Source organism: Nakamurella aerolata, from assembly GCF_013002705.1.
Lineage (GTDB): Bacteria > Actinomycetota > Actinomycetes > Mycobacteriales > Nakamurellaceae > Nakamurella > Nakamurella aerolata.
Genome location: NZ_JABEND010000013.1, coordinates 53,149 through 74,850 on the forward strand (window position 1 = coordinate 53,149; position 21,702 = coordinate 74,850).

Sequence of the window (21,702 nt, forward strand, 5' to 3'; positions counted from 1 at the left end):
GAGCCTCGCGCTGCGGTCACCGGGAGGAGGGAGGAAAGAGGGCAGGGGAAAAATCGGCGGCTGGAAATGCGTTTGCGCTGGTGGGATTCCGGGGCGAGACATCGAGGCGCCGATTTTTCCACTGACGGCGGGCACCGATCGGCACCCTCACGCACCGCAAGACCGACGCACCGAGGACCGGCACCGAACCAACAACGGAAAAATGTGCAGCTCGACGCGATGTTGCGAAAACTGACCTGCGGCAACATCATTCGAGGCGCCGATTTTTCCGCTGAGCTCCACCTCGCTGGCGCTTCACCTCCCTGGCACAGCACCCCACCGGCACTGCGGGTCACTGGCACGGCGGGTCACTGGCACGGCGCGTCACTGGTACTGCCCGGCCCCTGGCACCAACGCCGACGTACCCGGCTCGGTGCGCACACCGCTGGTGGTGGCCGGCCACCGACTTGTTGCCGGGCCTTCGGGTCGGCAGTAGCGTCCAGGTCATGGCCGATCAGCGGGATACCTCAACGAGTTCAGACGCCGACACTCAGGCGATCAACCCGAGCGTGCCGCCCAGCGGCCCCGGCTGTGTCGAGTGCGACGAGTCCGGCAGCTGGTGGGTGCACCTGCGTCGGTGCGCGGCGTGCGGACACGTCGGCTGCTGCGACAGTTCACCGAACAAGCACGCCACCGCCCACTACCGCGAAACCGGGCACCCGGTGATCGCCAGCTACGAGCCCGGCGAAGACTGGTTCTACGACTACCGCACCGAGGAACTCACCGAGGGCGTGCCACTCGCCCCGCCGGAGAGCCACCCGGAGGACCAGTCGGTTCCCGGCCCCGCCGACCGAGTGCCGCCCAACTGGCGCGACTACCTGTGAGCCGACAGCGAGCGGAGGCAACGAGGTCCGGAGCGAGGAACGAGCGCAGGATCGAGGCCCGCAGCGAGCGCGGAGGCGAACAATCCAGCCCTGTGAGCCGACAGCGAGCGGAGGCAACGAGGTCCGGAGCGAGGAACGAGCGCAGGATCGAGGCCCGCAGCGAGCGCGGAGGCGAACAATCCAGCCCTGTGAGCCGACAGCGAGCGGAGGCAAAACGAGGTCCGGAGCGAGGAACGAGCGCAGGATCGAGGCCCGCAGCGAGCGCGGAGGCGAACAATCCAGCACTGTGAGCCAGAACGATCCGGCTCGCTACGACTTTGTGGTGGTCGGGTCGGGCGCCGGTGGTGGCCCGCTGGCCGCGAACCTGGCGCTGGCGGGGTTCAGCGTGCTGGTGCTCGAGGCCGGCGGCGACCACAGCTGCCCGTACTACGAGATCCCGATCATGCAGGCGTATGCCAGCGAGGACGCCGACATGCGGTGGGACTTCTTCGTCCGGCACAGCGACGACGAGCCCACCCAGCGGGCCGACAGCAAGTTCCAGCCCGATCACGACGGGGTTTGGTACCCGCGCGGCAGCACTCTCGGTGGCAGCACCGCGATCAGCGCGATGGTCATCATCTACCCGCATGCCAGGGATTGGGACGATCTGGCCGAGCTGACCGGCGACCCGTCGTGGAACGCCGAGCACATGCGCACGCTGTTCCACCGGCTCGAGGCCTGGCGCGGGGTGGACGCCGAACCGCTGCCCGGTGACGATGCCGCGACTCGTGACCGCAAGGCCGCCCACGGGCGCGACGGCTGGCTCGGCACCACCCGCGCCAACCCGAAAGTCGGTGGGCGGGAACCGATGTTTCTGGACATCATCGGTGCGATGGAGCGGACCAGCAGGGACCGCTTCGGCATCCCGGAACAGGTGTCGCTGCCGCGCGACCCGAACGCGGCCGACACTCCGCAGGACTACCAGGGCATGGCGTTCATCCCGGTGGCGGTGCGCGACGGGCACCGCAACGGCAGCCGGGAACGGCTGCAGCAGGTGGCGGCGCAGCACCCGGATCGGCTGCAGGTTCAGCTGGACGCCCTGGTCACCAGGGTGTTGTTCGACGGCGCCAGAGCGATCGGTGTCGAGTACCTCACCGGCGCCGGGCTGTACCGCGCCACCGCGGCGGACGCGCCCCATTCCGGCGACGCCGCAACGTCTTCCGGGCATCCCGCTGCACGGCAGGCCTATGCCGACAAGGAGGTGATTCTGGCAGGCGGCGCCTACAACACGCCGCAGCTGCTGATGTTGTCCGGCATCGGCCCGCGCGACGAACTTGACCGCCTCGGCATCGACACCCTGGTCGACGCTCCCGGGGTCGGCACCAACCTGCACGACCGCTACGAAATGGCCGTCGTGGCCGAAACCGACCGGGACTACCCGATTTTCGCCGGCTCGGCGCTTGATGTGCCGTCCGACCCGAACAGCTCGGATCCGCTGTTCGCCGAATGGCAGGACGACGCCGGCGGCCCGTACAGCACAACGGCTCGCTCGCCGCGATCATCGCCCGGTCGTCGGTGGCCGGAGCCGACAAAGCAGGTGCGGCGGACAACTCTGGGCCCACCGCCTCCGACCTGATCATCTTCTCGCTGCCGATCGACTTTCACGGCTACTACCCCGGCTACTCCCACGACGCGGTGCGCGAACACAACCGGCTGTCGGTGCTGGTCCTCAAGGGACACACCAACAATCGCGCAGGGACGGTGACGCTGGCGTCCGCCGACCCGCGCGACGTCCCGGTGATCCGATTCCGCTACTTCTCGGAGGGCTCAGACGGCTGGCAGGACGACCTTGAGGGCGTGGTCGACGGAATCGAGATCGCCCGCGACGTGATCGGGCATCTCACCGAGATGAGCACGACGGAACTCATCCCGGGCGCGCAGGTCGACACCAGGGACAAGCTGAAAACCTTTGTACGGCAACAGGCGTGGGGGCACCACGCCTGCGGCACCGCGAAGATCGGCCGGGACGACGACCCGATGGCCGTGCTGGACGGTGACTTCCGCGTCCGTGGGGTGCAGAACCTGCGGGTGGTTGACGCCTCGGTGTTCCCCGACATTCCCGGTTTCTTCATCGCCTCGGCGGTGTACCTGATCAGCGAGAAGGCTTCGGACGCCATCGCTGCCGAGTACCGGGCCGCGCGCGCACCCGCTGGGAGGTAACGCTTCTCGGCGGCAGCGGCGACAAAGTAGCCGCGGCGGCAAGACGGCAGCCGCGGCTCAGCCGTAGGTGTCGCGTGGGCCTCGCCCGGGAATGTGCCGCGGCCCGAAACGCCACGACGGGGCGGCCGGGCCGGTGGCCTTGATGCGCTTGACGGCGCCGCGGCCGACAGCGTCGTTGATGGTGCCCAGCAGCTGTGGCGACAGCATGCGCAGCTGGGCGGCCCATGCCGTGGATTCGCAGCTGACGGTGAGTTCACCGTCGACCAGGTTGACCGGGGTGGCGTGCTCGGCAATGCCCGGCCCGACAATGTCGGCCCAGCGGCCCAGCAGGTTGGCTTTGGTGAGATCCGTTGCGGCGCCTGAGTTCTTGACGAATCCGCGCAGCGCAAGCCCGAGCGGTTGCGGATCGCGGCGATCGGGGCCGGCCGCAGCCCAGCGTTTGCGCCGCAGCCGGGCCTGCAGCCCGGCCGAGGTGCCGTCGCCGCGTGGCGACCTGGCCCGCGGCCCGCGCGCGGCCGCCCGTTCCATTGCCGCCTGCAACGCCCGCCGCGCCGGGTCCGACGGCCGCGGCGCCGATGCTGCGGTCTCCGGCCTCTTCTCGGATTCCCCGTCCGGCGTCGAGTTCTCCCGGTCACCCATGCCGATCACCCATGCCGATCACCCATGACGCGGCGACCAGGGACCGACGCCGCCGATCCGCTCGATCCGGTAGTGCACCAGTAGTCCGTCTGGGAAGTTCGGGTCGGGTGCTGGGTTGGGCGCCGGGAACTCGAAATCTGGCCCGACGTAACGTTTCCAAGCTTGGTGAGCAGCTCGGGGGCGCCGCCTTCGGTGACGGTGGCGGTGGCCTTGAGCACCGCGTTGCGTTCCAGATAGCCGTGATCGGAGCCCGGCGCCGGGAACGACAGTGTGCAGCGCGGATCGCGGCGCAGGTTGCGCAGCTTGAGGTAGTCGCCCATGTGGGCGCTGACCAATTCGTCGCCGTCCCGATCGATCCAGATGCTGCTGACCTGCGGGGAGCCGTCTTTGTTGATGGTGGCGAGCATGGTGACCGGCCCGGCGTCGATCACCTCGCGCAGCGAGGCCGGCAGCGACGGGGGCAGGTGCGGCGTCATGCCGGAAATGCTACTGCCCGTCGGGACTTTCACCGCTGGTCGTCGGCAGTGGCGGAGGTCTCAGCGGACGGCCGCAGCACCGGGCCGACCGGCTGTTCCGAACCAGCACGCTCCGGATCAGCACGTGTCGGATCAGCGCGTCCGGCGTCACCGCCCTCATCGGCGGCAGGCGTCGACTCACCCGGCTCCGGGTCGGCAACGGTGACGGTGCGGCCACCCAGCTCGGCGGGCACGTCGGAGGCGACGGCGGCGGTGATGAGCACCTGCTCGGCGTCGGCGACCAGCTGGGCCAGCCGGGCCCGGCGGCCGGTGTCCAGCTCGGCGAACACGTCGTCGAGAATCAGCACAGGGTCGACGCCGTCGCTGCGCAACAGCTCGAACGCGCCCAGCCGCAGCGCCAGCGCCAGCGACCACGACTCACCATGACTGGCGTAGCCCTTGGCCGGGCCGTCGCCGAGCAGCAGCTCCAGCTCGTCCCGGTGCGGCCCCACCACGGTGATACCGCGTTCCAGTTCCACCGGCCGGCGGCGGGAAATGCGTTGCAGCATCGCCGCTGTCAGCTCGTCGGCGCCGGGAGCGGCAGCCGCGTCCGGCGGCGCGGTCAGCTCCTCGAGCACCGACGACTGGTAGCGCAGATCGACCGGCTCGGACGCCGGCGCCAGATCGGCATAGGCGGCGACCACGTACGGACGCAACTGCTGCACCAGCCGCATCCGCTCGGCCATCAGCTGGCCGCCGACGGTGGCGAGTTGGGAGTCCCACACCTCAAGGGTGGCAAGGTCCGGCTGCCCGCCGGAGCGTCGCGCCGCCACCACCGACTTCAGCAAACTGTTGCGCTGCTTGAGGATTCGGTCGTAGTCGGACTTCACCCCGGCCAGCCGCGGCGCCCGCATGATCAACGTGTCGTCCAACAGCCGGCGGCGCTCGGACGGGTCGCCGCGCACCAGCGCCAGATCTTCCGGCGCGAACAACACGGTCCGCAGCACCCCGAGAACGTCCCGCACCCTGGTGACCGGCGCCCGGTTGATCCGGCCGCGGTTGGCCCGGCCGGCATTGATCTCCACCTCGACCAGCAGCTCCCGGCCGTCGGACACCACCGCCGCCCTGACGATGGCCTGCGCCGCGCCGCGCCGCACCAGCGCCTGGTCGGTGGACACCCGGTGCGAGCCCAGCGTCGCCAGATAGCCGACGGCCTCCACCAGGTTGGTCTTGCCGATGCCGTTGCGGCCGACGAGCACCGTCACCCCGGCGCCCAGCGGCAGCTCGGCCGTCGGCCACGACCGGTAGTCGGCGACGGACAGATGACGGACGAACACAGCGTCCATCTTGGCGGATCGAATCGCTCGGCGACGGCCCCGGGGGCGACGCTCTCCGGCATCCCGGGTGACCCGACCCCGTACCAACACCGACGACTTGTCCGATTAAGTGACGGCGATGGCGGTGTCGCTGCGTGTACCCCGGCCTGGTACATATTCACCCGAATTACCCTTGGATACCCCGACGCGGTGGTGCCGACGCTGGCACACTGAGTGCTGACCTAGGCCGGTTGGACGGACGCGCGGCGATCGGGGGCGAGCATTCGTGGCTCAGCGCAGGCTCTTGTTCACTGTGCTGGGGCCATTGCGGGTTTTCGACGGCTCGACCGAACTGGCTCTGCACGGCCAGAAGGAGCAACGGGTGCTGGCCGCGCTGCTGGTGCAGGCCGGCCGATCGGTGCCGATGCATCGGCTGATCCGCTCGGTCTGGGACGAGGACCCACCCGTCACCGCCGATCATCAGGTTCGCAAGGCCATCGCGCAGCTGCGGCAGCAGTTGGCCGGCGACCCGGACGTTGCCATCCGCACCGATTCCGCCGGTTATCGCCTCGAGTTGCCCGCCGAACGGTTGGACCTGCTGGTCTTCACCGCGGCGACGAAGGCCGCCCAGGATCCAGCGGATCCGGCCGGCGCCGCCGACCGGCTGCGGCAGGGTGTTGATCAGTGGCACGGGCCCGCGCTGGCCGGGCTGGCGTCGACGGAATTGCAAGCGGCAGCCCAACATCTCGAGGAGCTGAGGCTGGCCGCGGTCGAACAGCTCGCCGATCTCGAGGTGACCCTGCAGCGCCCGGCGGCGGCGGTGCAACTGCTGTCCGGCTTGGTGGCCGAGCACCGCACCAGGGAATCCTTGGTGGCCAGGCTGATGCTGGCGCTCGACCGGTCCGGGCGCCCCTCGGATGCGCTGCGGCTGTACGACGGGTGCCGCCGGCTGCTCGACGACGAACTCGGCGTGTCCCCCGGCGCCGAGCTGGCCGGGATGTACCAGCGCATCCTCACCGCGGATCCCGGCTCGCCGGCTGCCGCGGAGCGCGATGCCGCGCAGCCGGCGGCCACCGGCCCCGATCCCGCCCCGGCCGTCACCGATTCCCGTCAAGGCGGCGGCGACGCATCCGCCCGCCCCGCGGCAACCGACAACCAGCAGGTAGTTGCCGGTCGGCGCCCCGACGAACGCCGCTCCCGGCTGGTGGTGCCGGTCGGTGGCGCGGTCGCCGCTACCCCGGGAGCCACCCCCATCCCGGCAGCGACACCGCCGGGCATGCCGCAGCCCGGCACGCCGCAGCCGCGGGCACTGCCACATCCCCGCGCCGGCGCGACACCCGACATCGCCACGGCGGGTGCGCAAGCGCCAGGACGTCACCCTGCCGCCGGGACCGGACCGCAGATGCTGTCGACGCTGCCGTACGACCTTCCGGACTTCACCGGCCGGGCACCGGAGCTGACCGCGCTGGAGATGCTGCTGCCGGAGCCCGACGTCCGGCGCACCACCATCGTGGTGTTGCAAGGCATGCCGGGCGTCGGCAAGACCGCCATGGCGGTGCATGCGGCACATCGATGGCGCTCGCGCTACCCCGACTGCCAGTTCTTTCTCGACCTGCACGGCCTGACCGAGGGGCGGGATCGGCTGGAGCCGGAGGAGGCACTTGACCGGCTGCTGCGCTGGATCGGCGTGCCCGGCAACCAGATTCCCAACCATCCCGACGAGCGCGCCGCGCTGTGGCGAGACGGCACGGCCGGCCTGAAGATGCTGCTGGTGCTCGACAATGCGGTGGATTCGTCGCAGGTGCGGGCGCTGATTCCCGGGTCGGACGACGCCCTGGTGATCGCTACCAGCCGGGCCGGGCTGCCCGGTCTGGACGGCTCGGTTCCGCTGCTGCTCACCCCGCCGTCCGCCGAGGACGGCCAGGCCTTCTTGGCGGCAACCCTCGGTCGGGAGCGCCTCGACGCCGAACCCGGCATGGCGGACCGACTGCTGGAATGCTGCGGTCGACTGCCGCTCGCGGTGCGGATGGCGTCGGCCCGACTGCAGGCCCGCCCGCACTGGCAGCTGGCCAAGTTGGTGGACCGGCTGCGATCCGCGGAACGGCCGCACAAAGAACTGACGGTGGAGGGCCGCGGCGTCGACGCGGCGATCCGCTTGTCGTACAACGGGTTGAGCCCGCAGCAGCAGCGGTTCTTCCGCTTGCTGTGCCACGTCACCGACGAGACGTTCTCCCCCTACCTCGCCGCGGCCGCCGCCGGGCTGCCGACCGAGCAGGGTGAGGCGCTTCTGGAGCAACTGCTCGACGCCAGGATGATCGAGTCGCCGCGCCCGCAGCGCTACCAGTTGCACGATCTGATGCGCAGCTTCGGCGCCGACCTGATCGACGCCGACGAGGCCGACACCGCCCAGCGGTGCTACCACGACGCGCTGCTCGCCGGCGTCCGCGCTGCCGCGGCCGCCCTGCAGCCGGATCGGGCGGCCATCGACCTTGACCTGAACGCGCCGGACGACGCGCCGACGTTCGACGGTGACGCCGCCGCCTACGCCTGGCTGGACGAGGAGTACCCGACCATCAGGGCGTCGGCGCTGCGCGCACCGGCGTTGGGTCTGCATCGCCACGCCATCGCCTATGCCAGGGAGTTGACCTACTACCTGCAGGTTCGCGGCGCCACCTCGACCCAACTGGCGCTGCTGTCGGCGGCGGTGGCCTCGGCCCAAGCGCTCGGCGACCGCGACGAAGAGCTGCGCGGCCGGATCAACCTGTTCCCGCCGCTGTGGGGATCCGGCGACATTCAGACGGCCAGGCGGCATGCGGAGCAGGCGCTGCAACTGTCGCGGGAGCTCGGCTCCCGACGCTGGGAAGGTGTCTGCCTTGCCAATGTCGGGGTGGTGCTGCGCGGCGCCGGCCAGTTCCGCGACGCGATGCGCTACTTCCACCAGGCGCTGGCGATCCACCGAGAGGTGGGCAACAGCCGGCAGGAGAATTCGGTGCTGATCGCCATCAGCTTGGTCCTGACCGACCTTGGCGAGCACGCCCAGGCCCTGCGGACCGCGGCCGAAGTCGAGCAGCGGGTGCGGAACCAGCCGAGCGTCAGCCGCCGGGTGATCCCGACCATCAACCTTGCGCAGTTGCAGGCGCGTCACGGTGACGCCGAGATCGCGACCGAGTTGTACGCATCGGCGCGCCGCAGCGCAGAGTCGATCGGCATGCCGCTGGCCACTGCGCTGATCGACATCGGCATGGCTGACCTGTTGGCCCGCAAGGGATTTGCCGACGAGCAGCACGCCGGCTGGCCCACCGCGGACGCCGGGCCGGTCGCTCCGGACGGATCGACAACCGATCTTGCCGCCGCCCTGCGGATGGCTCGGGCCGGTGCCCGATCGGCCGGGCAGCTGGGTGAACCGGGAGTAGAGGCGTCAGCGGCCAACACCCTCGGGCTGGTGCACTGGCGGCGCGGCGAATGGGAGCAGGCCGAGACGGCCTACCGCTTGGCCGCCGAACTGGCGCCCCGCGCTCACGAGGTCGCCGAGCACCTCACCGCGCTCGTCGGGTTGGCGTTGGTGGCGCAGGTCCAGGGCGCCGACAGCACGGATCGGTGGGCGCAGGCGACGGCGCTGGCCGGGTCGTTGGACGGCGCCTACGCCGCCAGGATCGGGCGCTGCCGGCGCGCAGCCACCGGGCGGGTGGGCACGGCGGCTGACGTCACCACCTGAGCGGCTACTCCTCGACCGGGTCCAGGTGGCCGCCGCTGTCGGGTGTCGCAATGTGCGCCGCCGGGCCGCCGGACGCCACGCTGGTGACCACCGGTGCGGCCACGCCACCGCCGACCACCAGCGCCGCCACCGCGGCAACGACGGCTCGGCGGACGGTGCGCCGGGTTCGGCGCCCGCTCTGGATGGCGGGGGTTGCGGGTGCCGTGGCGACGGTGTCCTTCTCGTTCATGGTTGTTTCCGTCCCGTTGGAGTGACTGCGCAAGGAGCCGGCGGCGCGGCCCGAACAGCCGGCGCTGCTACCACCAGCGCCGAACCGCTCGTGGTGAACCGGACAGGTCGACCGGCCGCCGAAGACACCCACCATCCAGTCACGGCCGGATACCGGAACGTTCCCGCCGGCCCACCCGCGCCGGCCATGGATCGGTCGCCGGGAGCGGGATCGAACGGGGACCCAACCGGAACGACCCGTCGGCACCCTGCTGGCATGGATTCTGCTGACCTGAATTCAGCGGGCCGGGCGGCCACCGCGACAGCGTCCCCGCACGGACCAGCCGGCCACCGGCCTGCCGTCACCCGGATCGCCGCGTCGCCCGCCAGTCACCAACGCCGCACGCTGGAGTTCTTCACCCACACCTTCACCGTGGTCGGCGACGAGCTGCCCGACCTCGGCTTCCACTTCGGCCCGCATCTGGCCCGCACCCGCAGGGCTGATTTCCAGGTCGAGATCACCGGACCCGCCCTGCCCGGCCAGCGCGGCAGCTCCCGGGCACTGGAGCGGGAGGTCAGGGTGCGCCGGGCCGACGGCGTCAGCATGCTGCGCCGGCCGCTGGTCTCGTTACACCAGTTCCCGCCGGCGCTGCCGCCCTTTGCCGCGCTCGGCGACCGGTACGCGATCCGTCCGGCGACGGTGGTGCACCGCGGCCCGACGACGCTGGCCCTCACCGGCACCGACCCGTCCGAGTGTGCCGAGCTGGCGCTGGCGCTGTGCCGGCTGGGCTGGCGGCTGGTGTCCAGTCAACTGCTGGTGATCGACCGGCGGATCCGGCGGACGCTGGCGCTGCACACCCCGTTGCGGTTGCGCGGTGCCGCCGCTGCGGACATCGCCGCCAGCACGCCGGACGACGCCGTGCAGACCTGCCAATCCGCGCTCACCGGGCCGACCCTGCTGGTTCGCCCTGAGGCGGTGGGCGCCATCGTCCCACTGCACGCCGAACTGCCGCTGCCGCTCGAGGTCAGGATCTGCCGCGGCCGAGCTGACCTTCCGCGGCTGCGCGGCCGCTGTGAACAACCGAGCGCGTTCTGGCCTCCGGAGGCCGCCGAGGTGGGCCGCGCGCTGAACCGGGTTTACCTGGAAATCCCCCGACCAGCGGCCGCCGACGAGGTGGCGCTCGAGATGCACCGGCAACTCAGCCGGCCGAACGCTGCGGAGCGGCTATGCCACGACGAACGAGCTACCGTGCCGGCACCCCGTGCTGGATCGATTGCCTGACAACGGATCCGACCGGCTTCGCCGGCTTCTTCGCGGAGCTGTTCGGCTGGACCCTTGAGGGTGAAGACGGCTACCGCTTGATCCAAGGCCGCTCCGGACTGATCGGTGGGTGCGGCCGGGCCCCGATGGGTAGCGGAGCGTCCGCCTGGACCGTCTACTACGCCAGCGCCCACCTGCCGGACGACCTGAAAACCCTGAGCGCACACGGCTTTCGGGTGGTGATGCCGGCCTGGCAGGCCGCCGCGGGGCAGCTGGCGCTGGTGGCCTGCACCGATACGGGGGTGGTGGCCGGACTGTTTCACGGCGCGCACGACGAGGGTGTAGTGGTGACCGCCGAACCCGGAAGCTGGTGCGGAACGGTGCTGTACGCCGCGCCGGAGCCGACCGCGGGTGTTACGCCCGAGCTGCTGTCGACCCTGTTGACCACCGAACCGGATGCAGCCACCAACCCGGATGCCGGCGCCGAACCGGATGCTGCCACCGAACCGGAGGTGACTGCCGATCCGCTACTGCCGCAACGATTCTCCGGCAGCGGCCCGGCCGGCTGGGCGCCGGTGTTCGGCGTCAGCTCGCTGCCGCAGACACAGCGCCGGGCGGTCGCCGCCGGCGCCGAGGTGGTCGACGCCGATGCGGCCGGCCAGGCGCTGCTACGCGATCCCTGGGGCGCCCTCGTCGGGCTGCGAGAACTCGCACACGCTTAGTGCGGCGGTCAACCGTCCCAGCTAACCCTTGCGGCCAAGGGCGGCGGCCAGCGCCGAGCGGCTGGTGATTTTCAGCTTGCGGTAGACGCGGTTCAGGTGGGTGTCGACGGTGCGGCGGGACAGGCACAGGGCGTCGGCCACTTCCTGATTGCTCATGCCCTTGATCACCAGGTCGGTCACCCTGGTCTCCGAGGCGGTCAGCTGCGCCGACCCAGCGGCTCGGCCCTGCTGGCCTGGTGCCGCGTCCGGCACCGATCCACCCGTCAGGACGGCGCCGAGCGCGGTGACGGCCTTGGCCTCGGCGACGTCGCCGTCGGCGGTCGCGGTGGCGGCAGCGGCGGCGACCGCCGGGCGCAGATCCAGCCGCAACTCGGCCGCTGCCGCGGCGTCCGCAGCCCGCTGCAGCAGTTCGCTGCGGTTGCCGAGCCCGACCATGGCCGCCGCGGCCAGTGCGGGAGCCATGGCACCGGCCCCGCCCCAGCGCCGGGCCGCGGACATCGCGGCCTGCGCCGAGCGGGTGGCGCCGGCCCTGTCCTGGGCGGCGAGTTGCGCCGCCGCGGCCGCGCTCTGCCATGGCAGGCATGCCGGGTTGTGGATGCCGGCCGCGGACAGGGCGTGCCCGGCCTGCAGAAAGTACTGCGCCGCGCGCTGTGCCGCCCCCCGCCCGAGCGCTTCCTGGCCGGCGGCGAACCGCAGGTAGCCGGCGACCAGCGGATGCGGCCGGGCCAACGGGTCGACCCTGGCAAGTGCCTCCCTGGCCAGCGCCGCCTGTCCGGATTCCAGCAGCGCCAGCACGAGCACCGCGGTCGCACCCTGGGCGATGCCGCCGGCATGGGCGGCAACGGCCAGGTCCCGTGCCGCCTGCGCATCCGCGAGGCTGTCGGTGAGCTCGCCGCGGCGGCGCAGCAGCTCGGCGCGCACCAGCCGGGCGGTTGCTTCCTCGACCGGGGCTCCCTGCGACTGTGCGGCCAGCACCACGGCATCGGCGCCGGTGAGCGCCCGCTGCGATTCGTCCGTCCAGAGCAGGGTGAGCAGGGCGGGCAGTTGATCGACGCCGGGCGGCAGTTCCCCCAGCGCCGCGGTGGCCAGCCGCTTGGCGGTGCGTCGGGCGGTGCCGGCACCGGCCAGCGCCGCCGACCACGCCGCCAGCACCGCGGCGGCCGCCGGGCCGGGGCCACCGTGGGCGGCGACCCGGCGCCACCGCGGTCCGGCGTCGGCCCCGGTCAGTACCGCGACCGCGCCGAAGCGGCACCACTGCTGCGGCAGCGCTGCGCCGGTACCGACCAGTTCGGCGGCCAGCGCGGTGAACGGCGCCGTCGCCGGGATCGAGTCGATCGCGAGCACGGTGCTGACCAGCGGCAGCAGCGCGGTGGCCCGTTCGGCCGGGTCGGCGACCGCCTGCGCGATCCGCTCGGCATGCCGCATCGACGACGGCAGGTCGTGATGCAACTCGACCGCGCCGATCTCCTCGGTCAACCGGCCGACCGGATCGGAGTCGGGGAGTTCGGCCGACTCGGCGATGGCCCGGCGCAGATAGCGGGAGGCGGCATCGTAATCGCCACCGCCGGCGGCGGTCCGCGCCGCCTGCTGCAGTGCGGTGACGGCCCAATCCAGTCCCGTCGGCTCGATCACCATCAGGTGCTCGGCCACGTCGGTGGCCGGGGCGCCGAATTTGGAGAGCAGTTCGGCCGCGGCCAGATGCAGCCGCTGCCGTTCCGCCAGTGGGATTCCGGCGAGCACAGCGCCGCGGAGCAGCTCGCTGCGAATGGCGACCGGCAGCCCGAGATCGACGAACCCGGCATCGGCCAGCTGCTGCCTGGCCTGCGCCGCCGCGAGCTCCCCTTGCCCAACCATCATCGAGGTGGTCACCGGGTCGGCCTGCGGGCCGAGCACCGCCATCGCCGACAGCAGCTCGGCCGCGGCCGGCCGGTCGCTGCGCAGCCACGTCATCCTGGTGGATTCCAGGGTCTGGGCGGCGATCCGCCGCACCTCGTCGGCGCCAGGTGCGGCTCCGGACCCGGTCGTCAACCGGCGCAGAAAAGCGTTGGCCACCAACGGATTCCCGTCGCTCACCAGGTGGCACACCAGTGCCAGCTCCGGGTCGATCGGCGCCCCCAGCGCTGCCTCGGCCGCGGCGGTGGTGCAGCCAAGGCACAGCGGCTCGAGCTCGATCATGGTCGCCGGTGCCGAGTCGAGCAGCTCGGCAAGCCGGGCGCGCCCAGCGGCGTCCGACGTCGGGGCGGAGCGCACGGCGAGCACCAGCAGCAGCGGCAGATCGGTCAGCCGACGACGCAGCTGCGCCAGCACCGCAAGCGATTCCGCGTCCGCGCACTCGGCATCGTCCAGCACCATCGCGACCGGGCCCGCCCGCAGCACCTCGCGCAGCGCGCCGACGACGGACTCCCAGCACCGCCGCCTGCCCAGCGCGGACGCGCCGGCCGCCGACAGCTGCTCCAGCGCCAGCAACGCGGGTTCCCACCGCGGGTCGTCCGACGGGATCAGCTGGGCCAGCACGGCGAGCGGCAACTCACGCTCGGCCTCCGCCGCGCGCGCCTGCAGCACCTGCCCCGGCTCACCGGCCAACGCCGCGCCGACCGCCGCCAGCAACGACGACCGGCCCATCCCGCGATCACCGGTCACCACGGCGGCCGCAGCCGCTCCGTGACGCCAGGCCTGGATGGCCTGCTCCGCGGCGTTGAGTGCCCGGCGCCGGTGCACCAGCACCTGCTCCGTCACCGGCACGAGTCTAGTGACGGGCGTCCGTCCCGCGCCTCGTCATCGAGGTGAACACGAAGAACGCCGCCACCAGGATTCCGCCGACGGCCGCCACCCAGCCCACCCACTCCGACTTGGTGACGGCGACCAGCGCCACGATCAGGCCGAAGCTGACCGGCACGATCAACCGCAGATTTCGTAGGCCCTGCCCCTGCATGCCCACTCCTTTGTTCGCCCGGCGGCGTCCGTCCGACACGAACACCGTCCGTTGCTCGATGGTCGGCCAGTACCCGGCGGGCGGCCAGCCACCCGCCGACGATTACGTACTCGCCGGCTCATTACGTACGCATCGCGTAGCCCGGCCGCGGTCGGCACCGAAACCGCGGCGAAGGCGTTGCCGTCGCCGCCGCCGGTGGCGACGGTCTAACAGGGAGTACCTGCCGGGGAGCAGGACTCGTCCGCCGACCGCACCGGTCCAGCCCGCGATTACGGAGTCGTCCATGCACACTCAGCCCCGGTTGAAGGCCAACTACCAGGTCGAGGTTGTCGACGGCCGGCGGGTGTTCCTGCTCGCGGAGGGCAAGCACTTCGTCCTCGACAACCCGGTGGTGGCCGCGCTGGTGCCACTGCTGGACGGCAGCCACACGGTGATGGACCTGGTGGCGCGTCTGGCGCCGGTGGTCGGCCCGGCCCAGAGTTTCGCGGCGCTGCGCACCCTCGAGGCCGGCGGCCACCTGGCCGAGGGCAGCCTCGCCGGGGCGGCCGGCGCGCTGGACGAGGCCGAGCTGGCCTGGTGGGACATTCACGAGCTCACCCCCAGCGACGAACCCGCGACCGTGCAGCTGGCGGCGGTCGGTGCGGCCGACGCGGTCGCCGCCGACGTGCGGGACGGGCTGCTGCGGGCCGGTGTGCGGGTGCAGTCCGCCACCGTCGACGAGTTGTCGGCGCAGCCCGGCGGCGCGCTGCCCGTTGTGCTGGTGGACGACTACCTCGACCCGGCGCTCGACGGGCTGAACCGCGCCTTCCTCACCGCTGAGCAGCCCTGGCTGATTGCCAGGCCGCTGGGCCGGGAGTTGTGGCTCGGTCCGCTGCTGACGCCGGGAAGCACCGGCTGCTGGGCCTGCCTCGAACAGCGCATCACCGGCAATCGACAGGTGGAGCGCTACCTGGCCGGCCGAGCCGACCGCACCGGGGCAGGCGGACGCCACCGCGACGCCGAACGCCGGGCCGGCGCCGTCGCCGCGCACCCGGTGACGGCCAGACATCCGGCCGCGGTGCAGGTGTTCACCGGGCTGCTCGGCGCCGAGCTGGTGCGGCGGCAGTCCGGGGCCGGCGGCGGCACGCTCGACGGTCGGCTGGTCACCATCGACCTGAAAACCCTCGCCGTCGACGAGCACCAGCTGATTGCCCAGCCGCAGTGCCGACGGTGCGGCGACCCGGCACTGGTCAGCCAGCGCAGCCCGAAAGTGGTGCTGAGCCCCGCGCAAGCCAGTCACACCACCGACGGCGGGTTCCGGGTCCAGCCGCCGCAGCAGACCTTCGACCGGTTGAGCAAACACATCAGCCCGGTGCTCGGCGCTGTCACCGTGCTGTCGGCGCACGACGTCGGCGGCAACGGCGTCACCTACAGCTTCACCGCCGGACACAACTTCGCCATGGTCAACGACAACATGGATCTGTTGCGCCGCAACCTGCGTGGGCAGTCCGGCGGCAAGGGGCGCACCGAGATCCAGGCCAAGGTCAGCGCCATCTGCGAGGCCGTCGAACGGTACTGCGCGGTGTGGCGCAGCGACGAGCCGGTGGTCAGGTCGAGTTTCGCCGCACTCGGAGCCGGCGAGGCGGTGCACCCGGCCGACCTGCTGCTGTTCTCGGATCGGCAGCAGGCCAACGCCGCCGCCTGGAACGCCGACCCGGCAAACCGGCTGCACCTGGTGCCGGAACCGTTCGACCAGAACCGGCCGATCGACTGGTCACGGGCGTGGTCGCTGACCAACTCCACCGAACGGCTGGTCCCCGCCGGGATCGCCTGGTACGGCCACCCCGACCTGGCCGAGCACTTCTACTGCGTCGGCGACTCCAACGGGTCGGCAGCCGGCAACACCATCGAAGAGGCTGTGCTGCAAGGCTTTTGCGAGCTCGCCGAGCGGGACGCGGTGGCGATCTGGTGGTACAACCGGCTCCGTCGCCGCGGTTTCGACCTGGCGTCGCTGGACGACCCGTACGTGCGCACCCTGCAACAGTTCTACGCCGGGATGGGCCGGGACATCTGGGTGCTGGACATCACCACCGATCTGGGTATCCCGACGTTCGTCGCCGGCTCGCACCGCGACCACGCCGTGCAGGACGTGATGGTGGGCTTCGGCGCCCACCCGGACGCCAGGACCGCCCTGTTCCGGGCGTTGACCGAGCTCAACCAGTTCCTGCCGTTCGTCGACCAGCGCGACGACGACGGCAACACCATCTACCGCACCGACGATCTGGAAACTCTGGACTGGTGCCGAACGGCCAGGGTCGAGGACCAGCCGTGGCTGCTGCCCGACCCGGGACAACCACCGGCGACGTTGGCCGACTTCGCCGAACTCGGTACCAGCGATCTCGCCGACACCGTGCAGTGGTGCGTGAACCGGGCCGCCGAGGTGGACGTCGAGGTGATGGTGCTGAACCAGACCCGTCCGGAGATCGAGCTGAGCGTGGTGAAGGTACTGGCGCCCGGATTGCGGCACTTCTGGCGGCGGCTGGGGCCGGGCCGGCTGTACGACGTCCCGGTGGCCATGGGCTGGCGCGCAGAACCCCTTGACGAGTCGGCCCTGAACCCTTACAGCGTCTTCTTTTAGTCAGGAGATTGTTCCGCCGACTCCCACTGAACGGCAGAACCCTTGCACCCCAACAGCATCAACCGTTACCGCTACAGAAGGGCAGTCCGATGACGAGCACTCAGACCGACCCGGTGGTCGACTCCGGCCGCGCCGGGCCGGACGCTGCGCTGGTGCATCGGCTGCGCGATGGGGTCACCGTGCAGCCGGGCAACGGCAGGTGGCGGGTCGGCTCCGACAGCACCGGCTGGCTCGGCGTCGACGGCACGGCGCCGCCCGCAGCAGCCGTGCTCACTGCGCTGCAGCAGCCGGGCGTCACCGAACCCGAGCTGACCGGCAGGGTGCTCGCCGCGCACGACGAGAACGCTTTGCTGGGCATGCATCTGCTGCTGGCCCGACTGGGCGCCGCCGGCCTGCTCGAGCATGCCGTGGCCGACCGGACCGGCGCCGCGCAGGCCACGCTGGTGGTCGCCGGACGCGGACCGGCAACGCTGGCCGCTGTTCCCGGCGCGGACGAGCGGCTCGCTCTGGCCGACAACGTGTCGATCACGGCGGTGGACGGCAACTTTCACGCCGCGGTCCCGCGCCACCATCTGGCGGTGCGGCTCGCCCCGCGCTGGGGGGCGGTGCTGCCGCAGCTGCAGCAGCCGCGCTCGGCACAGGAACTGCTCGGCCTGCTGTCCGAGCAGCCGGCGGCCGAGGTGGACCGTGCTGCCCTGCTCGGCCTGCTGCGGCTGGCACGCACCGCCGGCCTGGTCACGGTGGCCGCCGCCGAGCCGGCAGCGTCGCCGGCACCGGCAGAGTCGCTGCGGCAGTGGGAGTTCGCCGATATCTGGATGCACAGCCGCTCGCGCAGCCCGCGCACCGTTGCGGGCTACGGCGGCACCTACACCGGCCGCGGCCGGCGGCAGCCGGAGCCGGCCGTCCGGCCCAGCTTCGACGGCGCCACCGTCCCGCTGCCGACGCCCGACCTCGAGCAGTTGCGGGCCACCGACCCCTCGCTCACCGACGTCATCGAACGGCGCCGGTCCTGGCGCACCCAAGACCCCGACCATCCGCTGACGGTCGGGCAACTGGGCGAGCTGCTGTACCGCACGCAACGGCTGCGCCGCACCTTCCGCGACGGGGCGGGGGCCGAGGTGGCTGACCGCCCGTACCCATCCGGCGGGGCCAGCCACGAGTTGGAGATCTACCCGCTGATCACCAACGTGACCGGCATCAACCCCGGCCTGTGGCACTACGACTCGTCGCGGCACCGGCTGCAGTTGGTGCGCGCCGAGCACGGCGCGTTGACCGGCCTGGTGGCCCGTGCAAGGGCGGCGGCAGTGATGCGGACCGACCCGCAGGTAGTCCTGCTGGTGACAGCCAGGTTCGGGCGGGTGATGTTCAAGTACCAATCCATTGCCTACCCCTTGATCCTGAAACACGTTGGGGTGCTGTACCAAACATTGTCGTTGGCCGCCACCGCCATGAGGTTGAGCCTGTGCCCGCTCGGTGGCGGCGATGCCGATCTGTTCGCCGCCGCCAGCGGGATCGACTACTACACCGAGGGCACTGTCGGCGAGTTGGTGCTCGGCAGCCGGCCGGTGGGCGCCGGCGACGTCGACACCGACTGGACGGGCGAGGCCGGGTCAGGGCAGGGCCCCGCTACCGCTGCGGGTGGGCCGTCGTCATGATGTTCCGGTTCAAGGCCCTGCAGAAGATGCGGGAGCCCGACGAGCTCGACTCCCCCACGCTGCTGGCCTCACCGCGCGGCTGGATCGCCACCTTCGTCATCGGTTTCGTGATCTGTGCGGCCTTCACCTGGTCGGTGGTCGGCAGGCTGCCGGTGTCGGTGTCGGCGCCGGGGCTGCTCACCTATCCGCAAGGCACCGTCACCGTCGAGAGTCCGCTCGACGGGGTGGTTTCCAGGTTGGCCGTCCGCCCCGGACAGAGCATCGCCGAGGGTGCGCCGCTGGCCACCGTCACCACCGCCGACGGCCGCACGGTGCCGATTCCCAGCCCGTTCGCCGGCACCGTCGTCGGCCAATCGGCAAGTGACGCACAGATTCTCGCGCGCGGCGACGCGCTGGTCACCGTTGAACGCCGGGCGAGCCCCTCGGAGCCGATGGTCGCCATGCTGTTCGCGGACGAGGCCGCCTACGCCGGTTTGCAGACCGGGCAGCAGGTCACCCTGAACGTCGCGACGGCGCCGTCCGCCCGGTTCGGGCTGCTGCGCGGCGCGGTGCGGTCGAGCAGCCCCTACCCGCTGACCAGGGCGCAGGTGGCGGCGCTGGTCGGTGGCGACCTGGCGGCCGAGCAGTACGTGAAATCCGGTGCGCCCCACCTGGTTCTGGTGTCGCTCGATGCAGATCCCAGTACCGCCAGCGGGTTTGCCTGGACCAGCAAATCTGGTCCGCCGATGCCGCTGCGTTCGCAGGTGCTGGTGACCGGCACCATCGCGGTCGGCTCGCAGACCCCGCTGAGCATGGTCTTCGGTGGTTGAGACGATGGCGGGTGCTCACCACACGCCGCGGACCCCGGCGGGCCGGCCATGACGAGCACGCTGCAACGCGCGCCGGAGCAGACCACCGGGCGGCACCGGACCCGCGCCCGCGGGCCTCGGGTACGGCGCCGGCGCCGCTACACCGTCCCCACCGTGATCCAGATGGAGGCGGTGGAATGTGGCGCGGCGTCGTTGGCGATGGTGCTCGGTCACTACGGCAAACACGTCCCGCTGGAGGAGCTGCGCCGGGTCTGTGGGGTCAGCCGGGACGGCTCCAAGGCCTCCAGCCTGCTGCGGGCCGCCCGGTCGTACGGGTTGCAGGCCAAGGGATTCCAGACCGAGGCGGAGGACCTGGCCGACCTCGACGGCCCTGCCATCATCTTCTGGGCCTTCCAGCACTTCATGGTGGTGGAAGGTGTGCACACCAGCCGCGGCCATCGGTACGTCGCGGTGAACGACCCGGCCTCTGGTCCCCGGCTGATTCCGTGGGAGGAGTTCGACAGCGGCTTCACCGGGGTGGTGCTCACCTTCTCCCCCGGTGAGTCGTTCGTTCCCGGCGGCCAGCAACCGTCGTTGCGGCGGGCGCTGTGGCAACGCCGGTTGCCCACCGGCCGGGCACTGCCCCTGGTGCTGATCGCCAGCCTGCTGCTGGTGATCCCCGGCCTGGTGGTGCCGGCCTTCTCCAAGGTCTTCATCGATCGCATTCTCGGTGCCGGGCAACACTCCATGCTGCCGGTACTGCTGCTGGCCATGGCGGTGGCCGCGATCTGCACCTTCGTGCTGACCAGCGTGCAGCGGCAGTACCTGCTCAGGCTGGAAGTGCGGATGGCGCTGGTCAGTTCGGCCCGTTTCGTTCGGCGGCTGCTGCGCATGCCCGTCGACTTCTACCTGCAGCGCCGCCCCGCCGAGGTCTCCCAGCGGGTGACGGCCAACGACACCGTCGCCCAGATTCTGTCCCGCGATCTTGCGGTGACGGTGGTCGACCTGATGCTTGTGGTGTTCTATGCGGCGCTGCTGGTGCGTTACGACGCGCTGCTCGGGCTGATCGGCATCGGGATGGCGATCCTCAACATCGTGGTGCTGCGGCTGGTGGCGCGCAGCCGCACCAACGCGGTGGCCGCGTTGCGCGCCGATCGGGGAAACCTCACGGCCACAACGTTTCACACCCTGCAGATGATCGAGACGGTCAAGGCGTCCGGATCGGAACCCGACTCGTTCGCACGCTGGTCGGGCTTTCTGGCCAAGGTGGTCTCGGCCAAGCAGCGCCTTGGGATTCCGTCGGCCTACCTGACCGTCGCGCCACCGCTGATCGCCGCCGCGAACACCGGTCTGGTGTTGCTGATCGGTGGCCTGCGGGTGGTGGACGGAGCGATCACCGTCGGCATCCTGATGGCCTTCCAGACCCTGCTGATGGGTCTGTCCCGACCGGTGACGGCGCTGACCAACCTCGGTGGCCGGCTGCAGGACATCTCGGCCGATGTCCGGCGGCTCTACGACGTCGAGCTCTACCCCACCGACGAGTCGTTCGATCGTCCCGGCACGGCCGACCGCGGCCGGCTGGCCGGCCAACTGCGGCTGGACGCGGTGACGTTCGGCTACAACCCGCTGGCCGAACCAATTCTGTCCGACCTGTCCATCGACCTGGCGCCGGGCCACCGGGTGGCCCTGGTCGGGGGTTCCGGATCCGGGAAGTCGACCGTCGGCCGGCTCATCAACGGGCTGTTCACCCCGTGGTCCGGATCGATCACCTTCGACGGCGTTCCCCGCACCGAGTTGCCGCGCCGGGTGCTGGCGCAATCGGTGGCGTACGTGGACCAGGAGATCGCGCTGTTCGAGGGTTCGGTGCGGGACAACCTGACGCTGTGGGACGACGCGGTGCCCGATGAGGTGGTGGTGCAAGCACTTCGGGACGCCGAGGTGTACGACGTCGTCGCCGAACGCGCCGGTGGCATCCACAGCCTGGTCGAGGAGGACGGCAGGAACTTCTCCGGCGGCCAGCGGCAACGGCTGGAGGTGGCAAGGGCGCTCACCGCCCAACCGACGCTGCTGGTGCTCGACGAGGCCACCAGCGCGCTGGACGCCGAGACCGAGGCCCGCATCATCGACAACCTCAGGCGCCGCGGCTGCAGCTGCGTCACCATCGCGCATCGATTGTCGACCGTCAGGGACGCCGACGAGATCATCGTGCTGGAAGCCGGGCGGATCGTCGAACGCGGCACCCACGACGAGCTGCTGGCCGCGGACGGCAGCTACGCCCATCTGATCAGCACCGAGGTGGCCGCCACCGGCGCCCCTACCTCCTGACAACCGAA

The 21,702-nt window shown here is 71.4% G+C and carries 16 protein-coding genes; 10 read left to right on the forward strand and 6 right to left on the reverse strand.

The genetic code is table 11. The annotated features are described in order from the left end of the window. Nucleotides 1-485 precede the first annotated feature (485 nt). The 3 genes from HKD39_RS17315 to HKD39_RS19030 all read left to right on the forward strand — a co-directional run bounded on the left by HKD39_RS17315 (nt 486) and on the right by HKD39_RS19030 (nt 3,062). The gene (locus tag HKD39_RS17315; RefSeq protein ID WP_171201125.1) at nt 486-863 is read left to right on the forward strand and encodes a UBP-type zinc finger domain-containing protein; all 378 of its coding nucleotides are present in this window, start codon (nt 486-488) and stop codon (nt 861-863) included. A gap of 286 nt (nt 864-1,149) precedes the next feature. Then, complete coding sequence (locus HKD39_RS17320; protein WP_212754708.1) at nt 1,150-2,478, forward strand: GMC family oxidoreductase; 1,329 nt, start codon at nt 1,150-1,152, stop codon at nt 2,476-2,478. Continuing rightward, a complete protein-coding gene (locus HKD39_RS19030; RefSeq protein ID WP_212754709.1) occupies nt 2,418-3,062 on the forward strand; it encodes a GMC oxidoreductase in 645 nt (214 codons plus the stop codon). The genes HKD39_RS17320 and HKD39_RS19030 overlap by 61 nt, the downstream gene beginning before the upstream one ends. 57 nt (nt 3,063-3,119) lie before the next feature. Here HKD39_RS19030 and HKD39_RS17325 read toward each other — a convergent pair whose 3' ends face one another. From HKD39_RS17325 to recF, 3 genes are read right to left on the reverse strand one after another with little or no spacing between them, the layout of a single operon-like run. Next, complete coding sequence (locus HKD39_RS17325; RefSeq protein WP_171201126.1) at nt 3,120-3,701, reverse strand: DciA family protein; 582 nt, start codon at nt 3,699-3,701, stop codon at nt 3,120-3,122. Between the two features lie 5 nt (nt 3,702-3,706). Then, the gene (locus tag HKD39_RS17330; protein ID WP_212754710.1) at nt 3,707-4,177 is read right to left on the reverse strand and encodes a pyridoxamine 5'-phosphate oxidase family protein; all 471 of its coding nucleotides are present in this window, start codon (nt 4,175-4,177) and stop codon (nt 3,707-3,709) included. Between the two features lie 29 nt (nt 4,178-4,206). Continuing rightward, on the reverse strand, nt 4,207-5,493 hold the full coding sequence (gene recF / locus HKD39_RS17335; RefSeq protein WP_171201157.1) for a DNA replication/repair protein RecF: 1,287 nt from the start codon (nt 5,491-5,493) through the stop codon (nt 4,207-4,209). A gap of 265 nt (nt 5,494-5,758) precedes the next feature. Here recF and HKD39_RS17340 point away from each other — a divergent pair, with 265 nt between their 5' ends. Continuing rightward, nucleotides 5,759-9,187, forward strand: a complete 3,429-nt coding sequence (locus tag HKD39_RS17340; protein ID WP_171201127.1) for a BTAD domain-containing putative transcriptional regulator — start codon at nt 5,759-5,761, stop codon at nt 9,185-9,187. A gap of 4 nt (nt 9,188-9,191) precedes the next feature. Here the strand turns inward: HKD39_RS17340 and HKD39_RS17345 are convergent, their stop codons facing one another. Continuing rightward, nucleotides 9,192-9,416 (reverse strand): hypothetical protein, encoded by a 225-nt coding sequence (locus HKD39_RS17345; RefSeq protein WP_171201128.1) that lies wholly within the window; start codon nt 9,414-9,416, stop codon nt 9,192-9,194. Between the two features lie 255 nt (nt 9,417-9,671). On the opposite strand from HKD39_RS17345, the gene HKD39_RS17350 reads away from it, so the two are divergent. Beyond that, nucleotides 9,672-10,676 carry a hypothetical protein gene (locus tag HKD39_RS17350; protein ID WP_171201129.1) on the forward strand — a complete coding sequence of 335 codons (1,005 nt, stop codon included), beginning with the start codon at nt 9,672-9,674 and terminating at the stop codon, nt 10,674-10,676. Beyond that, nucleotides 10,622-11,377, forward strand: coding sequence for a VOC family protein (locus tag HKD39_RS17355; protein ID WP_171201130.1), 756 nt, complete (start codon nt 10,622-10,624; stop codon nt 11,375-11,377). The genes HKD39_RS17350 and HKD39_RS17355 overlap by 55 nt, the downstream gene beginning before the upstream one ends. A 21-nt stretch (nt 11,378-11,398) precedes the next feature. On the opposite strand, the gene HKD39_RS17360 is transcribed toward HKD39_RS17355, so the two are convergent. After that, entirely contained in the window at nt 11,399-14,113 is a 2,715-nt protein-coding gene (locus HKD39_RS17360) for an AAA family ATPase (RefSeq protein WP_171201131.1), read from the reverse strand. Nucleotides 14,114-14,123: 10 nt separating this feature from the next. Further along, nucleotides 14,124-14,309 (reverse strand): hypothetical protein, encoded by a 186-nt coding sequence (locus HKD39_RS17365; protein ID WP_171201132.1) that lies wholly within the window; start codon nt 14,307-14,309, stop codon nt 14,124-14,126. Between the two features lie 283 nt (nt 14,310-14,592). On the opposite strand from HKD39_RS17365, the gene HKD39_RS17370 reads away from it, so the two are divergent. The 4 genes from HKD39_RS17370 to HKD39_RS17385 all read left to right on the forward strand — a co-directional run bounded on the left by HKD39_RS17370 (nt 14,593) and on the right by HKD39_RS17385 (nt 21,694). After that, the gene (locus tag HKD39_RS17370; RefSeq protein WP_171201133.1) at nt 14,593-16,926 is read left to right on the forward strand and encodes a TOMM precursor leader peptide-binding protein; all 2,334 of its coding nucleotides are present in this window, start codon (nt 14,593-14,595) and stop codon (nt 16,924-16,926) included. 89 nt (nt 16,927-17,015) lie between these two features. After that, complete coding sequence (locus HKD39_RS17375; RefSeq protein WP_171201134.1) at nt 17,016-18,581, forward strand: SagB family peptide dehydrogenase; 1,566 nt, start codon at nt 17,016-17,018, stop codon at nt 18,579-18,581. After that, on the forward strand, nt 18,578-19,390 hold the full coding sequence (locus HKD39_RS17380; protein ID WP_171201135.1) for an HlyD family efflux transporter periplasmic adaptor subunit: 813 nt from the start codon (nt 18,578-18,580) through the stop codon (nt 19,388-19,390). The genes HKD39_RS17375 and HKD39_RS17380 overlap by 4 nt, the downstream gene beginning before the upstream one ends. Nucleotides 19,391-19,438: 48 nt before the next feature. Then, complete coding sequence (locus tag HKD39_RS17385; RefSeq protein WP_171201136.1) at nt 19,439-21,694, forward strand: NHLP family bacteriocin export ABC transporter peptidase/permease/ATPase subunit; 2,256 nt, start codon at nt 19,439-19,441, stop codon at nt 21,692-21,694. Nucleotides 21,695-21,702: the final 8 nt, after the last annotated feature.

Excerpts from the sequence above, each read along its gene's own strand:
- HKD39_RS17315 (WP_171201125.1), top strand. The coding sequence starts at position 486 with ATGGCCGATCAGCGGGATACCTCAACGAGTTCAGACGCCGACACTCAG.
- HKD39_RS17325 (WP_171201126.1), bottom strand. The coding sequence starts at position 3,701 with ATGGGTGACCGGGAGAACTCGACGCCGGACGGGGAATCCGAGAAGAGG.
- HKD39_RS17330 (WP_212754710.1), bottom strand. The coding sequence starts at position 4,177 with ATGACGCCGCACCTGCCCCCGTCGCTGCCGGCCTCGCTGCGCGAGGTG.
- HKD39_RS17345 (WP_171201128.1), bottom strand. The coding sequence starts at position 9,416 with ATGAACGAGAAGGACACCGTCGCCACGGCACCCGCAACCCCCGCCATC.
- HKD39_RS17350 (WP_171201129.1), top strand. The coding sequence starts at position 9,672 with ATGGATTCTGCTGACCTGAATTCAGCGGGCCGGGCGGCCACCGCGACA.
- HKD39_RS17355 (WP_171201130.1), top strand. The coding sequence starts at position 10,622 with ATGCCACGACGAACGAGCTACCGTGCCGGCACCCCGTGCTGGATCGAT.
- HKD39_RS17365 (WP_171201132.1), bottom strand. The coding sequence starts at position 14,309 with ATGCAGGGGCAGGGCCTACGAAATCTGCGGTTGATCGTGCCGGTCAGC.
- HKD39_RS17370 (WP_171201133.1), top strand. The coding sequence starts at position 14,593 with ATGCACACTCAGCCCCGGTTGAAGGCCAACTACCAGGTCGAGGTTGTC.
- HKD39_RS17375 (WP_171201134.1), top strand. The coding sequence starts at position 17,016 with ATGACGAGCACTCAGACCGACCCGGTGGTCGACTCCGGCCGCGCCGGG.
- HKD39_RS17380 (WP_171201135.1), top strand. The coding sequence starts at position 18,578 with ATGATGTTCCGGTTCAAGGCCCTGCAGAAGATGCGGGAGCCCGACGAG.
- HKD39_RS17385 (WP_171201136.1), top strand. The coding sequence starts at position 19,439 with ATGACGAGCACGCTGCAACGCGCGCCGGAGCAGACCACCGGGCGGCAC.